The organism is Streptomyces sp. NPDC104371 (assembly GCF_055583785.1).
In genome coordinates, this window is the sequence record NZ_JBVJNF010000007.1 from 407871 (window position 1) to 423414 (window position 15544).

Consider the following 15544-nt stretch of genomic DNA (forward strand, 5'->3'; position numbering starts at 1 on the left):
TCACCGCCGGTTACGGAGCGTGCTCCCGGCGGAGCGCGGCCTCGGTGCGGGCGGGCTCAGGGCGCGGCGGGGGCAGAGTTCCGGGTGGCGGGGGGCTGCGCGTCGTCGTCGCCCGACGCCACCAGCCAGGCGCCGAGGCCGAGCGCCGCCAGCAGCGTCGCCGCCGCGCCGAGCGCGATCCTGCGGCGGCGGGTCTGCATCCGGTGGCGGGCCGAGCCGGGGCGCGGGGCGCCCGCGGCGCGGGGCGCGCGGGCCGTGCCGCGGGCGCCGCCGGCCAGCTCGTCGGGTGCGGGCACCCGCATCGAGGTGTGCGTGTCCCGGCTGGAGTCCGTCTTCGCGCCGGGCACCAGGGGCACCGCGCCCCGGCGCTCCCGCGCCGCCTCCGGCTCGCCCGGCGCGGACGCCTCGTACGGCTCCTCCTCCGGCGCCGTGTCCGGCTCGTCGACCTCCAGCGGCGGCATGCCCGCCAGCAGCGGGAGCTGCTCCCGCAGCCGCGCCGCCAGCTCCGAGGCGCGCAGCCGGGACGCGGGCGCCTTCGCCAGGCACTGCACGAGCAACTGCCACAGCTCGTCCGGGATGCCGGGCAGCGGCACCACGGTCTCGGTGACATGGCGGCGCAGCACCGCGCCCGGATGCCCGCCGCCGAACGGGGTGAAGCCCGCCAGCAGTTCGTACAGGACCGTCGCCAGCGCGTAGATGTCCACCGAGGCTCTCGGCGGCAGGCCCTCCACGATCTCCGGGGCCAGATAGTCCGGGGTGCCGATGATCTTCGTCGCCGTGGTCCGGCGCGGCGAGTCGATCAGCTTCGCCACCCCGAAGTCCGTCAGCAGCGCCGGGTGCGCGCCGCCGGGGCCGAGGGGCCCCTGCATGTCCAGCAGCACGTTCTCCGGCTTCACGTCGCGGTGCACGACCCCGGCCGCGTGCGCCGCGGCCAGTGCGTCGGCGATGTCCGCGACGATCGCCACCGCGGCCTCGGGCGCGAGCCGCCGCTCCCGCTCCAGGCGCGTACGCAGATCCGTGCCCCGGACCAGGTCCATGACCAGGGCCAGATCGTTCCCGTCGACCACGAGGTCCCGGACCGACACCACGTTCGGGTGGTCGAGCCCCAGCAGGGCCGTGCGCTCCTGGACGAAGCGGGCCACCAGCTCCTGGTCGGAGGCGAGGTCCTCGCGCAGCAGCTTGATGGCGACGGGCCCGTCCGGACCCTCGCCCAGCCACACCGTTCCGGCGCTTCCCCGGCCCAGGATCTGGTTCGCTGTGTACCGGCTGCCGATCTTCCGTGCCAAGACTGCTCCTACTGAGGACGCGTGGTGCCGACGCTGCGCCGTGCGGGGCCGTTCGCGGGGCCGTGCCAGGGGCCATGGCAGTGGCGGCCGACGCCGCGGGCCTTGGCCCCCGGTCGACAAAACTACGCGGCCGGAGGGCCAACCTTCACCGCCGAGGCGGAAATCACCCGTCGGATGTCGACAAATCCCCAAGCTCAGCGGGGTCTTGGGGCACGTGCGGGGTACGGCTCAGCCGCCGATCGCGTCGCCGATCTCGCCGAACCAGCCACTGACGGCGGAGAACCAGTCGGAGAGCTGGTCCCAGTACGACTTCGTCGTGCCGATCCAGTCCTGCAGCGGGCTGAACTCCCAGACCAGCCAGCCGGCGACGAACAGGATGACGATCGTGAACAGGCAGCCCTTCAGACAGCCGAGTCCCGGGATCCTCATCGGGTTGGCGCTGCGCTGCCGCGGCGGGCGGGGCTCACGTGGCGGACGGGGCTCACGTGGCGGACGCGGCGCCGGCTGCTGGGGCTGGGGCCGCTGCTGCGGGGCAGGGGCGTACTGCTGCCGCTGGGGCGCGTACTGCTGCTGCCCGTAGCCGGGGGGCGGCTGCTGGCCGTAGCCCTGCGGGGGCTGCTGGCCGTAGCCGGGGGCGGGCTGCTGCCGGGGCTGCGGCCGCTGCTGCGGGTGCTGGGGGCGGGCGACCTGGCGCTGCGGGCGGCGGCGCAGCGGGTCCTCGCCGGGGTCGAGGTACTGGACCTGGGTCTGGTCGTTGCGGTCGCGGGCCGCGCGCAGTTGGTTCTGCCAGGGGTGCGGGTCCTCCGGCCGGGGCTGCCCGTCGGGCTGCTGCGGCGGCACCGGCGGCAGGACGGCCGTGGGGTCGGCCGCGCCGGTGCTGGGCAGGACCGCCGTGGGGTCGGCCGCGCCCGTGCTCGGCAGGACGGCGGTGGGGTCCGCGGCGCCCGCGGGGCCCCCCGAGGTGTGCGGCAGGACGCTGGTCGCGCCGTTCGGGTCGTACGAGGCCGCGCCCTGCGGCAGGACCTGCGTGGGCTCGGCGTCGGCGGAGCCGGGGACGGTGGCCGGGGCGAGGTCCGGCCCGAGCAGCGCGGCCACGTTCTCGGCGGCGGTGATCTGCGCCGGGGTCGCGTGCACGCCGACGCCCTCGGCAACCACCCGCAGCCCGCGCGCGAGGTTCTCGGCGCTGGGCCGTTCGTCGGGGCTCTTGCGCAGACAGCGCTCTATGACCGTCCACAGCGGTTCGGGGACCGTCGACGGGCGGTGCGGCTCGGCGCTCAGATGCTGGTGGAGCACTTCGAGGGCGGACTCGCCGGAGAACGGCGGACGCCCGGTGACCAGCTCGTACAGCAGGATGCCCGCGCCGTAGACGTCGACGGCGGAGGTCTGCGGACGGCCCTCGGCGGACTCCGGGGCGACATACGCGGGCGTGCCCACGAACTCGTGGGTGCGCGTGAGGCCCGGCGAGTCGGCCAGTCGGGCGATGCCGAAGTCGGTCAGCATCGGGTGCATCTCGCCGTCGTTCTGCTTGAGCAGGACGTTGGCGGGCTTCAGGTCGCGGTGGACGACGCCGTCGCTGTGGCTCGCCTGCAGCGCGTCGGCGATCTGCGCGGTGAGCAGGGCCGCCGCGACGGGTGTGAAGGGGCCGTTCTCGCGGAGGTAGCGGTGCAGGTCGGGGCCGTCGACGAGGTCCATGACCAGGGCCAGCAGATCGCCCTCGACCACCAGGTCCCGGACCCGCACGATGTTGGGATGGGTCAGGCGGAGCAGCACGGACCGCTCCCGCAGGAACCGCATCACGACATCGGCGTCGTTGGCCAGCTCCTCCTTGAGGACCTTGATCGCCACGGTCTCGCCGGGCTCACCGGCGACCGCCGCCTCGGCCCCCGCGGTCTCCCGCTGGCGGGCTCGCCAGACGGTGCCCGTGGCGCCGCGTCCGAGCGGCTCCTCGAGCAGGTACTTGCTGCCTACCGGCCGCACGTCATGCGCTCCCTGCTGCTTGCCCGACTGATCCGTCCACCCGGCGTCGGGTGTTCCGGCCCAACTGTAGTGCCGGAGAACCCGGCGCACCGCCTGCGGTTCACGCGTGCATGTTCGAGGGGAAGACGTTCAGGTCCGGGCACTTGGTTGCCCTGGTTCGGGGCGTGAGTGATCTCAAGGAGCCGCCCGCCGGGTATCGGTCACGCACTTTTGCGGGCAGAGCCGACCAATCAAGATCATTTGACGTCGGGCGGCGGGCGCGTTGTCGGCGGCAGGTGCAAGGATGCATCCCGTACTGGCCTATGTGCTCGTGTGCGGTGGGGGGAAGCCCGCGGTGGGGGACCGTGGGCGCGGCCCCGGATTCCCCGCGCGCAGGCGCCCGCGCAGAAGGGACCGCTGACGGCGATGCAGATCCGGCTGACCGTCGTAGACCCGCAGGGCTCGTCCCCGGAGTCTCGAGCGCGCGCCGCAAGCTGCGACGTGCTGGTCACCGCGCCCGCCGGGACCGCGCTGGCCGCGGTGGCCTCGGGCCTGGCCTCGGCGGTCGGCGGGAGCGCGGGTGCCCCGCCCGAGCGCGGCCGGGAGCCGGGCGCGGGCCCGGTGGTGCTGTTCGCGGGCGCGGAGCGGCTGGACACGCAGCGCTGCACGCTGGGCGAGCCGCCGCTGCTGGACGGCGCGGTGCTGACCCTGGGCGCCCCCGCCGAGCCGGGCCCCGAGCCGGACGAGGACACGGCCCAGCTCCATGTGGTCGCGGGCCCGGACGCGGGCGGCGTCCATCTGCTGCACGGCGGCGTGATCCGGATAGGCCGCTCCGCCGACGCGGAGGTCCCGCTCGACGACCCGGACGTCTCCCGGTTGCACTGCGCGGTCACGGTCGGGGGCGACGGCCGCGTCTCCGTCGCCGACCTGGGCTCCACGAACGGTACGGAGCTGGACGGCGTACGGGTGACCGACCGCCCGGTGCGCTTCTCCCCCGGGACGCTGCTGCGCCTCGGCGAGTCCGCCCTGCGACTGGCCCCGCCGGGCGCCGCGCGGGCGGTACGGACGACGCCGGACGGCGAGGGGCATGTACGGGTGCTCGGGGAGGAGACCCCGGCGGCCTCCGGCATGACCGCACCGCCGACGACGGCCCCGGCCGCCCTCCGGACGCGACGGGACGACGCCGCGGACGCCCGGACACGGCGGGACGGCATCCCGGACGCCCGCATGCGGCAGGACGACGCCCCGCACAGTCCCGCGACGGCCGACAGGCCCTCCGGGGACACCCAGCACGGCTTCGGCGTCAGCGCCTGGGGCGCCGGTGACTCCGAGGCGCGGGAGCACGCGTCCGTGGACCTCGGCGAGGGCGCCCGCAAGGGCACCCCGCCGCGCGGGACGGACGTGCCGCCGGGGCTGCGCAGGCGCGGCGGCCTCGCCGCCTGGGCCCGGCGGCTGACCGGGGGCCGCGGCGACCAGGGCCGTCCGGGGCTCGACGGGTACGGCGAGGACGGGGGCGTGTCGCAGCCCGCGTCCGCCGCCGCGCGGACGCCCGAGAAGTGGCCGGATCCCGCCGCGCTGCTGCTGACCGTGCTCGGTCCGGGGCCCCGGCTGTGGGAGCGCGGCCCCGGGCACCCGGAGGCGCTCACGCTGCGGCTGGGCACGGCCGACCGGACGGCGCCGGACGGCGCGGGGCTGCTGCATGCCGTCCCGGTGACCGCCGGGCTGCGCGAGGTGGGCGCGCTCGGCCTGGCCGGGCCCCGCGCGCGGCTGACGGGGCTGGCCCGCGCGGTGGTCGCCCAGCTCGCCGCGCTGCACTCCCCCGACCTGCTGGAACTGGTCCTGATCAGCGCCGATCGCGCGCGCCCGCGCGAGGAGCGCACCGCCGACTGGTCCTGGCTCGGCTGGCTGCCGCATCTGCGCCCGGCCCACGGTCAGGACTGCCGCCTCCTGCTGGCGTACGACCGCGACCAGGCGGCGGCCCGCGCGGACGAGCTGCTGCGCCGCCTGGCGGACTCCCACCCGGAACCGTCCGGCCCGGCCGGGCCGGGTGACGATCCGAAGGCCGCCGCCTTCCCGGGCCCGTACACCGTCGTCGTCGTGGACGGGGACCCCGGCGGGGCCGAGGTGCGCGAGGCCGTGGTGCGGCTGGCCCGCGAGGGCGCGCGGGCCGGGATCCATGTCGTCTGCCTGGCCGAGACGCCGTCCGCCTCGCCCGCGTCCCCGGTGACGGAGACCTACGAGGCGGCGTGCGCGGCCTCGCCCGCGTTCCGCGAGTGCGGCGCCGTCGCGCTGCTGAGCGGTGACGTGGCGACGGCCCTGCGGCTGCTGCGGGTCGCGACCGCGTCCGGCGCGGACGCCGCGCACGGACGGCGCCCCGGTCCCGTGGGGCACGGGGTGCTCGCCGCCGTGGACGCGGTGTCCCCGGCGTGGGCGCAGCGGTTCGCGCGGGCGCTCGCCCCGCTGCGGACCGACGGCAGCGGGGACCGGCAGGCGCGCGTGTCGGCACCGCTGCCGCAAGCGGCCCGGCTGCTGGACGAGTTGGGTCTGGCACGGGCCACCCCGGCGTCCCTGATGGCGCGTTGGGCGGACGCGGCGGACGACACCGAGGCGCTCGGCGGGCGGGCGGTGGCGGTGCTCGGCGCCGGGCCGCGCGGCCCGGTGGGGGTCGATCTGGCCGCCGAGGGACCGCATCTGCTGATACAGGGCCCGCCCGGCAGCGGGCGTACGGAGTTGCTGCGTTCGATCGCCGCGTCCCTCGCGGCGGCCGAGCGCCCGGACCGGCTGGCGCTCGTGCTGGTCGACGGCCTCGACCGCGGGGCGCACGGCAACAGCGGCGGCGACGGGCTGCACGTCGGCACGGACCTGCCGCATGTCACCACGCATCTCGCGGCCAACGACCCGGTCCGCATGCGGGAGTTCGCGCAGTCACTCAGCGCCGAGCTGAAGCGGCGGGCCGAACTGCTGGGACGGGTCGGGTTCGCCGAGTGGCACGCCCAGCGGAAGACGCCGGGCCGGATCGCGCTCCAGCGCCCGGGGAGCGCGGCCTCGGGCGACCTCGACACCCCGCCGAGCACGACCCTGCGGCTGCGCCCCCTGGCGACACGGCGGCCGACCGAGGAGGCGCCGCCGCCGCTGCCCCGACTGATCGTCGTGGTCGACGACCTGGACGCGCTGCTGTCCCCGGCGCTCGGGTCGCCGGGCCGTCCGGCGGCCGGTTCGGTGGTCCGAGCGCTGGAGGCGGTGGCCCGCGACGGGGACCGGCTCGGTGTGCATCTGATCGCCGCCACGGGCCTCGGCGGGCGGTCGGCGGAGTGGGAGCCGGTCCGTGCGACCTCGCTGCGGATCACGCTGGAGGAGGTGTCCTCCGGGGCGGAGGAACCGGCGCCCGGACGCGGGCGGTTGAGGCGTCCGGACGGCCGGACGACGCCGTTCCAGGGTGGCCGGATCACGGGGCGCATCCCCCGTACGGCGACGCTGCGCCCGACGGTCGTCCCGCTGGAGTGGCACCGCATGGGCGACCCCCCGGACCGGCGTCCGGTACGCGAGCTGGGCAACGGGCCGACGGACCTCGCCCTGTTGGCGAGCGCGCTGGAGCGGGCGGCCCGGTCGGTGTCGGCGGCCGAGGTGCCGTCGCTGCTGTAGCGCCCCGCACCCAGCACCTCGGGGCCATATGTGGGGGCCGTATGTCCGGCCTGCGCCGAGCGTCCCTGACAGCACGTCACGACGTGGTCACGATCGGCCGGTTGATGCCGCAGGCGCTCTTGCCGCCCCGTACGGCCACGCGTAGACCAGTGCGCACGGAACAGGGCTCGACGTTCGCCGAGGAACGAAGAACGGGGCAGTCATGCGCAGCACTCTTCGTACACGCAGGTCGCCGAAGCACCCCACGCACCGCCCGCGCCGCACCCGCAGGGCCGCTCAGGCCGCGGCGGCGGCCGTGATCGTCGGCGCGCTCGCGCTCACCGGCTGCGGCGGCGGCAACGACAAGAACGACAGCGACAAGGCAAGCGGCGGTGGCGGCAAGGAGAGCGCCGGCGCGGTCGCGCTGCCGAAGCTGGACGGCCAGAGCCTGGAGATCGCCGCCGTGTGGACCGGCGGCGAGCAGGCCAACTTCAAGAAGGTGCTCGCCGAGTTCGAGAAGCGTACGGGCGCCAAGGTCACGTACGTACCCGCCCAGGACCCGATCATCAACTTCCTCGGTTCGAAGATCGCCGGTGGGCAGCCGCCGGACATCGCGATGCTCCCGCAGCCCGGCGCCATCAAGCAGGCCGTCGAGCGCGGGTGGGCCAAGCCCCTCGGCGCCGAGGCGAAGGCCGAGTTGGCCAAGAACTACTCCCAGGGCTGGCAGGACATCGGCTCGGTCGACGGCAAGCCGTACGGCGTCTACTACAAGGCCGCGAACAAGTCCCTCATCTGGTACAACGCGAAGGTCTTCGAGAACGCGGGCGCCAAGGAGGCCAAGACCTGGCCGGAGTTGATGACGAGCGCCCAGGCCGTCTACGACTCCGGGGTCACCCCGTTCTCGGTCGGCGGCGCCGACGGCTGGACCCTCACCGACTGGTTCGAGAACGTCTATCTCTCCCAGGCGGGCCCGGAGAAGTACGACCAGCTCGCCCAGCACAAGATCAAGTGGACGGACCCCTCGGTGAAGGCGGCGCTCACCACGCTCGCCCAGCTCTGGGGCAAGCAGGACTATCTCGCGGGCGGCGCCAGGGGCGCCCTCCAGACCGAGTTCCCGGTCTCGGTCACCCAGACCTTCACCGGGGGCGAGCAGCCGAAGGCCGGCATGGTCTACGAGGGCGACTTCGCCCAGGTGAACATCGGTGAGACCAAGGCGAAGGTCGGCACGGACGCGAAGGTGTTCCCCTTCCCGGCCGTGGGCGACCGGGCCCCGGTCGTCACCGGCGGCGACGCGGCCGTCGTCCTCAAGGACTCCAAGGCGGCCCAGGCACTGGCCACCTTCCTCGCCTCGCCGGACGCGGCGGCCGTCCAGGCGAAGCTCGGCGGCTATCTCTCGCCCAACAAGTCGGTCCCGCTGTCGGCGTACCCGAACGAGGTCCAGCGGACCATGGCCCAGGCGCTGATCGCGGCCGGTGACGGCTTCCGCTTCGACATGTCCGACCAGGCCCCGCAGGCATTCGGCGGCACCCCCGGCAAGGGCGAGTGGAAGGACCTCCAGGACTTCCTGCGCGACCCGAAGGACGTCGCGGGCACCCAGGCGAAACTGGAGGCCGACGCGGCGAAGGCGTACGGGAACTGAGCGGGGCATGACCGTACGAGAGGTGAGCCGACGATGACGTCGGTCACGGCCTCGGGCTCCGCTTCCGCGCCCGAGGCCCGTACGCGCAAGAGCGTGACCGGCACCCGTAAGGCCGTGGCAGCCCTCTTCCTGCTGCCCGCCCTGGTGCTGCTCGGCGCGCTCGTGGTCTACCCGATCGGGTACTCGCTGGTCCGCAGCTTCCTCGACCGCAGCGGCGACGCCTTCGCCGGATTCGACAACTACCGGGCCCTGTTCACGGACGACAGCGTCCGTACCGCCCTGAAGAACACCGTCATCTGGGTCGTGCTCGCGCCGACCGTCTCGACGGCGCTCGGCCTGATCTTCGCGGTGCTCACCGAACGCGTGCGCTGGGGAACGGCGTTCAAGCTGGTCGTCTTCATGCCGATGGCGATCTCGATGCTCGCCGCGGGGATCATCTTCCGGCTGGTGTACGACGCCGACCCGGACAAGGGGGCCCTCAACGCGGTGTGGGTGGGCGTCCACGACACGTTCGCCGAGTCGTCGGCGTTCCCGAACGCGCACCCCGGCCGCCGCTCTCCCCTCACACCCGAGCAGGGCGGCTTCGTCACCACCTCGCCCGTGCACACCGGCCAGTCGGTCGCGCTGCCGCTCGTGGGGGTCGCGCCCGACACCATGCCCAAGAGCAGCGAGCGGGCCGTGCGGGCGAAGCCCGAGCCCGGGAAGATCACCGGCACGGCCTGGCAGGACTTCACGCGCGGCAAGGGTGTCGGGACGCTGGGCGCGGTGGACGCCTCCGAGCAGGGCTACGCGGGCATGCGGATCGAGGCGGTGAAGGGCGGCGAGGTGGTCGCCTCCACCACGGCCGCGGCCGACGGCACGTTCACGCTCCCGGCCGCCGCGGACGGGGCCCGACTGCGGCTTCCGGCAAGCAACTTCAAGGAGCCGTACAACGGCGTCGAGTGGCTCGGCCCGAGCCTTGTGACCCCGGCCGTCATCGGCGCGTACGTCTGGATGTGGGCCGGGTTCGCGATGGTGCTGATCGGGGCCGGACTCGCCGCCGTGCCACGGGAGTTGCTGGAGGCCGCGCGGGTGGACGGCGCGAACGAGTGGCAGGTGTTCCGCCGGGTCACCGTGCCCCTGCTGGCCCCCGTGCTCGCGGTCGTCACCGTCACGCTGATGATCAACGTGCTCAAGATCTTCGACCTGGTCTTCATCATCCCGCCGGGCTCCTCCGAACACGACGCGAACGTGCTGGCCCTGGAGCTGTACCGCAAGGGCTTCTCGGAGGACCAGCCGGGCGTCGCGAGCGCGATCGCGGTGTTCCTGCTGCTGCTCGTCATCCCCGTGATGCTCTTCAACATGCGCCGGTTGCGGCGGGAGGTGCGGCGATGAGGTCGCGTCCGGGTCTCGGCCGGGGGTCCGGGGGTTGTCCCCCGGGACAATGCAGCAACGTGCGCCGGTTGCGGCGGGAGGTGCGGCGATGACCACGGACACACGCGTTCCTGCGCCCGTCACCGCCGTCAAGGCACGGCGGTCCTACGGCGCGCGGCTCGCGCAAGGTGTCAGCGGCGGGCTGCTGCGCGTCGTCCTCGTCCTGGTCGGTCTGTTCTGGCTGGTGCCGACGATCGGTCTGCTGCTGGGCTCGCTGCGCAAGCCGTCCGACATGAGCGCGTCCGGCTGGTGGACGGTCTTCAGCAAGCCCTCCCAACTCACCTTCCAGAGCTACGAGAAGCTGCTGGAGAACAGCGACATCACCCACTCCCTGGTGAACACGCTCCTGATCACCGTGCCCGCGACCCTCCTGGTGGTGGTCGTCGGCGCGCTCGCGGGCTACGCCTTCGCCTGGATGGAGTTCCCGGGCCGCGACTGGTGGTTCCTCGCGGTGGTCGGCCTGCTGGTCGTCCCCGTCCAGGTCGCGCTCATCCCGATCGCCGAACTGTTCGGCAAGATCGGGCTGTTCGGCTCGGTCTTCGGGGTGATCCTCTTCCACACGGGCTTCGGCCTGCCCTTCGCGGTGTTCCTGCTGCGGAACTTCTTCGCGGAGATCCCCCGGGAGCTGCTGGAGGCGGCCCGGCTCGACGGCGCGGGCGAACTGCGGCTGTTCACCCGGGTCGTGCTGCCGCTCGGCGGTCCCGCGATCGCGAGCCTCGGCATCTTCCAGTTCCTGTGGGTGTGGAACGACATGCTGGTCGCCCTGGTGTTCACCAAGTCCGACAGCCAGCCGATCACGGTGGCGTTGCAGACCCAGGTACGGCAGTTCGGCAACAACATCGACGTCCTGGCGCCGGGCGCGTTCCTGTCGATGGTCATCCCGCTGGCCGTGTTCTTCGCCTTCCAGCGCCAGTTCGTCTCGGGCGTCATGGCGGGTGCCGTCAAGTAGCGGTTCTCGCACGGCAGTTCTGGGGTGGGTCGCGGCGCGGCCCACCCCTCGTCATCCACCTGGGGGTTTGCGGCGGGGTTCCCCCACATGCCGCGTCCGGCGTAACCAAACCACTCCATCGGCCGTTTCCGGGGCAGTATGCCCCGTGCCGATCCCATGGATGCCCCTTGCCCAGGTTCAGTGTCATCGTTCCCGCGTACAAGGTCCAGGCGTACCTCGGGGAATGCCTCACATCCGTGCTGGAGCAGTCGTACGCGGACCTCGAGGTGATCGCGGTCGACGACCACTCCCCCGACGCCTGCGGCGCGATCATCGACGAGCTGGCCGCCCGCGACCCCCGCGTCCGCCCGCTGCATCTGCCGGAGAACGTGGGGCTCGGCCGCGCCCGCAACGCGGGCCTCGAACTGGCGAGCGGGGAGTATCTCCTCTTCCTGGACGGCGACGACACCCTGACGCCGGGCGCGCTCCAGGGCATCGCCGACCGTCTCGCGGCCACCGCCGACCCCGATGTCCTGGTCTTCGACTACGCCCGCACCTACTGGACGGGCCGGACGGCCCGCAATCAACTCGCGGGCCTGCTCACCGAGGACGGCCCCGCGCCCTTCCGCCTGGACGACCGCCCCGCGCTCCTGTCGCTGCTGATGGTGGTCTGGAACAAGGCCTACCGCCGTGACTTCGTCGAGCGCCGGGGCTTCACCTTCCCGCCGGGCTACTACGAGGACACGCCCTGGACGTTCCCGGCGCTGCTGAGCGCCGACACCGTCGCCACCCTGGACCGGGTCTGCGTCCACTACCGCCAGCGCCGCCAGGGCAGCATCCTCGGCTCGACCAGCGTCAAGCACTTCGACGTCTTCGACCAGTACGACCGGGTCTTCGCGTATCTCGACGCGCACCCCGAACTCGCCCACTGGCGACGGGTGTTGTTCGAGCGCATGGTCGACCATCTGGCCACGGTCTTCGTCCGGCGCGGCCGGCTTCCCCGCGGCAGCCACGCCGCGTTCCTGCGCCGGGCCCGCGCGCACTACCGCCGCCACCGGGTGCCGGGCGCCCGTACGCGACCGCGCCATCTGCTGGTCCGTCTCGGCGCCCACCGCGCCTACCGCCTGCTGTCCCTGGCGTCCCGCTGCGCGCGGGGGGCGGTCCGCCGGGGCAGGGCGGCGCGGCGCGCGCTGGCCGCCGCGGCGCTGCGCCTGCACTACCGCGTCCAGCTCCGTCTGCCCCTGCGCGCGGACCGGGCCGTGTTCACGCGGGACGCGGGGGGCGCGTACGGCTGCAACCCGGCCGCTCTGGAGGCCGCGTTCCGCGCCCTGGCCCCGCAGATCCGCACCGTGTGGATCGCGCGCCCCGAGCACCGCGCCACGCTCCCGGCCGCCACCCGCGCTCTGCGGCCCGGTTCGGCGGCGTACTGGACGGCGCTCGCCCGTTCCACGTACCTCGTCCACAACGCCGACCTCGACGAGCGCATGGTCAAGCGCCCCGGCCAGACCGTGATCCAGACCGGGCAGGGCACCCCGCTCAAGCGCATGGGCCTGGACCTCAGGGACCGCCCGGCCGTCTCGCGCGGCACGGACTTCGAGCGGATGCTGCGCGCGGCCGACACCTGGGACTACGTCGTGTCCGCGAACCGCCACTCCACCCTCGTCTGGGAGCGCGCCTTCCCCGCCGGGTACACGACGCTGGAGTACGGGCTCCCCCGCGACGACATCCTGCTCACGGCGACCTCGGCGGACGTGGCCGGGCTGCGCCGGTCGCTCGGCGTCCCGGACGGTGCCGTCGCGATCCTGTACGCGCCGACGTACCGCGACTACTGCCACGGCCAGCGCCGCGCCCTCGACCTGGAGCGGTTCCTCGACCGGCTCGGCCCGCGCTTCGTCCTGCTGACCCGCGCCCACCCCTCGTACGGCGAGCCGCTGATCCGGGCGGCCGGGGAGCGGCTGACGGACGGGGAGCGGCTGATCGACGTCAGCGACCACCCGAGCGCCGAGGAACTCTGCTTGGCCGCGGACGTCCTGATCACCGACTACTCCGCTCTGATGTTCGACTACGCCCACCTCGACCGCCCGATCGTGGTGTACGCCGACGACCAGGATGTGTACGAGGCGACCCGCGGCACCTGCCTCGATCTGCGGGAGACCCCGCCGGGCGCGATCGCGCGGGACGAGGACGAGCTGATCGACATCTTCGAGACGGGGCACTGGTGCGGCTCGCGGTCGGCGCATCTGCGGTCCCGGTTCCGCGAGCGCTTCTGTCCGCATGACGACGGGCGCGCCGCCGAGCGGATCGTGCGCCGGGTCCTGCACGGGCCGAACGCCTGGCAGCCCGCGCTCGTGCCCCTGGCCGACCGCCGCCCGGCCCCCTCCGACCTGGCGGGCCGAACGGACGCCCCGTTCCCGGCCGTTCCGCGGGCGGGCGGCCCCGTACCGCTCGTCGAACGCCTCTGACCCCGCCCGCCTGCCCTGCCCGCCTCTCCTTCCCGAAAGACCAGCATGCCGCGCTTCAGCATCATCGTCCCCGCCTTCGGTGTCGCCGGCCGTCTGTCCCAGGCGCTGGACTCGGTTCTCGCCCAGTCCTGCGGCGACTTCGAGCTGATCCTGGTCTGTGACGCGCTCGACTCCCCGGCGGGCACGGTCGCCGCCGCGTACGCCGAGCGGCACAGCCGGGTCGTCCCGCTCACCTCGCCGCCCTCCGGCGGCACGGGTGTGGCCCGCACCACCGGGACGGGGGCGGCGCGGGGCTCGTATCTGCTGTTCCTCGACGGCGACGACACCCTCGCGCCGGGCGCCCTGGCCGCGATCGACGCGCGCCTGGCGGCGATCGGCGAGGTGGACGTCCTCTACGTCGACCATGAGCGGGTCCACTGGTGGGACGCCGAGACGACCACGCCCCCGCTGGGCAGAGCGCCCGACGGGGCCTTCGCGCCGGGTCTCGCCCCGGACGTGACCGGTGTGTCGGTCCCGGTGTGGAGCGCCGTGTACCGGCGGACGTTCATCGCCGAGCATCAACTGGCCTTCTCCTCGGGCCACTTCACCGACGTCGGCTGGGGCGGTCTGGTCACCCTCGCCGCGGAGAGCGTGGCGCTGCTGCGCTCGGTCTGCGTGCGGCATCTGCTGCGTCGGCAGGGCAGCGAGCTGCACAGCCCCGGTGAGCATCAGCTCGATCTCCTCGACCAGGTGGAGCTGGTCCTCACGCGAGCCGCCGAACTCGCGCTGCCCGCCCACCGGTCGGGCCCGCTCTTCGAGCAGCTCTTCTCCGTCGTCCTGCGCACCGCGACCCGTCCCGAGCGGCTGCCGGTGCGGCTGCGCCGGGCCTTCTTCCGCCGGGCGGGCCTCCTCTACCGCCGCCACCGCCCGGCCGGATACCGGCCGCCCGCGGGCAGCATCGGCGTACAGCACCGGCTGCTCGCGTCCGGCGCCTACACCGCGTTCCACGCGCTGCGCTCCCTCAACCAGGGCGCGGCGAAGGCCGCGAAGCGCGCCCCGGTGCCGCGCATGGTGCGCACCCGCGCCCGGTACGCGGTCCAACTGCGCCGCCCGCTGGACGAGAACCTCGCCGTGTACTGCGCGTACTGGGGCCGCGGCTACACCTGCAACCCCGCCGCGATCCACGCCAAGGCGCGTGAACTGGCCCCGCACATCCGCTCGGTGTTCCTGGTCGAGCGGGACGCGGTGGACAGCGTGCCGAAGGACGTCGAGTACGCGGTGCTCGGCAGCCATGCCGCCTGGGACCTGCTCGCCCGCGCCAAGTACCTGGTCAACAACGCCAACTTCGCGGACACCGTGGTCAAACGGCCCGGCAGCGTCCATCTGCAGACCCAGCACGGCACACCGCTGAAGAAGATGGGCGTCGACCAGTCGACGTATCCGGTGGTCGCGTCCGTGTCCGGCAGCTTCACCAAGTTGCTGGCCCGCGTGGACCGTTGGGACTTCAACCTCTCCTCCAACCGGCACTCCACCCATATGTGGGAGCGGGCCTTCCCGGGCACCTACGAGACCCTCGAGTACGGGTATCCGCGCAACGACGTCCTCTACACGGCGACCGCGGAGGACGTCACCCGGATCCGCCACGACCTGGGCATCCCCGACGACAAGAAGGCGCTCCTGTTCGCGCCCACGCACCGCGACTACAGCACCGGCTTCGACGCGCGCCTGGATCTGGCGGCGTTCTGCGAGGCGATCGGCGACGACTACGTCGTCCTGCTGCGCGCCCACTACTTCTACGACCAGGGCACCGCGCGCGGCAGCGGCCGGATCATCGACGTCACCGGGCATCGCAGCGCCGAGGAGATCTGCCTGGCCGCCGACGCGCTGATCACGGACTACTCGTCGATCATGTTCGACTACGCCAACCTGGACCGGCCGATCGTCGTGTACGCCGACGACTGGGAGGTCTACCGGGAGACCCGGGGCGTCTACTTCGATCTGCCGGCGTCCCCTCCCGGTCATGTCGCCCGCACCTTCGAGGAGTTGGCGTCCGTGTTCCGCGACGGCGGCTGGGCGGACGACTCCGCCGCCGCGCTGCGCGCCGCCTTCCGGGAGCGCTTCTGCTCCTTCGACGACGGCCGCGCCGCCGAACGCGTCGTACGCCGGGTGCTGCTCGGTGAGCCGCCCGAGTCGATCCCGCCCGTGATCCCGCTCGCCGAGCGCATCCCGGCCCCGGCCCACGCCTTCGTGAGGAGCTGAC

8 protein-coding genes are annotated in these 15544 nt (G+C 73.9%); 6 read left to right on the top strand and 2 right to left on the bottom strand.

The window, feature by feature from the left end:
* Positions 1–56: 56 nt before the first annotated feature.
* Together ACZ60T_RS23715 and ACZ60T_RS23720 are read right to left on the bottom strand one after the other, a co-directional pair.
* The gene (locus ACZ60T_RS23715) at positions 57–1286 is read right to left on the bottom strand and encodes a serine/threonine-protein kinase (RefSeq protein WP_469667662.1); all 1230 of its coding nucleotides are present in this window, start codon (positions 1284–1286) and stop codon (positions 57–59) included.
* A gap of 228 nt (positions 1287–1514) precedes the next feature.
* A complete protein-coding gene (locus ACZ60T_RS23720; RefSeq protein WP_469667663.1) occupies positions 1515–3263 on the bottom strand; it encodes a serine/threonine-protein kinase in 1749 nt (582 codons plus the stop codon).
* Between the two features lie 405 nt (positions 3264–3668).
* Between ACZ60T_RS23720 and ACZ60T_RS23725 the strand changes: the two genes are divergently transcribed.
* The 6 genes from ACZ60T_RS23725 to ACZ60T_RS23750 all read left to right on the top strand — a co-directional run bounded on the left by ACZ60T_RS23725 (position 3669) and on the right by ACZ60T_RS23750 (position 15543).
* Complete coding sequence (locus ACZ60T_RS23725; RefSeq protein WP_469667664.1) at positions 3669–6884, top strand: FtsK/SpoIIIE domain-containing protein; 3216 nt, start codon at positions 3669–3671, stop codon at positions 6882–6884.
* 202 nt (positions 6885–7086) lie between these two features.
* Positions 7087–8502, top strand: a complete 1416-nt coding sequence (locus ACZ60T_RS23730) for an ABC transporter substrate-binding protein (protein WP_469667665.1) — start codon at positions 7087–7089, stop codon at positions 8500–8502.
* 33 nt (positions 8503–8535) lie between these two features.
* On the top strand, positions 8536–9876 hold the full coding sequence (locus tag ACZ60T_RS23735; RefSeq protein ID WP_469667666.1) for a carbohydrate ABC transporter permease: 1341 nt from the start codon (positions 8536–8538) through the stop codon (positions 9874–9876).
* 88 nt (positions 9877–9964) lie between these two features.
* Positions 9965–10864 (top strand): carbohydrate ABC transporter permease, encoded by a 900-nt coding sequence (locus tag ACZ60T_RS23740; protein WP_365634049.1) that lies wholly within the window; start codon positions 9965–9967, stop codon positions 10862–10864.
* Positions 10865–11031: 167 nt separating this feature from the next.
* Positions 11032–13305 (top strand): bifunctional glycosyltransferase/CDP-glycerol:glycerophosphate glycerophosphotransferase, encoded by a 2274-nt coding sequence (locus ACZ60T_RS23745; RefSeq protein WP_469667668.1) that lies wholly within the window; start codon positions 11032–11034, stop codon positions 13303–13305.
* Positions 13306–13350: 45 nt separating this feature from the next.
* Complete coding sequence (locus ACZ60T_RS23750) at positions 13351–15543, top strand: bifunctional glycosyltransferase/CDP-glycerol:glycerophosphate glycerophosphotransferase (RefSeq protein WP_469667669.1); 2193 nt, start codon at positions 13351–13353, stop codon at positions 15541–15543.
* The last annotated feature ends 1 nt before the right edge of the window (position 15544 follow it).

Excerpts from the sequence above, each read along its gene's own strand:
- ACZ60T_RS23725 (WP_469667664.1), top strand. The coding sequence starts at position 3,669 with ATGCAGATCCGGCTGACCGTCGTAGACCCGCAGGGCTCGTCCCCGGAG.
- ACZ60T_RS23735 (WP_469667666.1), top strand. The coding sequence starts at position 8,536 with ATGACGTCGGTCACGGCCTCGGGCTCCGCTTCCGCGCCCGAGGCCCGT.
- ACZ60T_RS23740 (WP_365634049.1), top strand. The coding sequence starts at position 9,965 with ATGACCACGGACACACGCGTTCCTGCGCCCGTCACCGCCGTCAAGGCA.
- ACZ60T_RS23730 (WP_469667665.1), top strand. The coding sequence starts at position 7,087 with ATGCGCAGCACTCTTCGTACACGCAGGTCGCCGAAGCACCCCACGCAC.
- ACZ60T_RS23750 (WP_469667669.1), top strand. The coding sequence starts at position 13,351 with ATGCCGCGCTTCAGCATCATCGTCCCCGCCTTCGGTGTCGCCGGCCGT.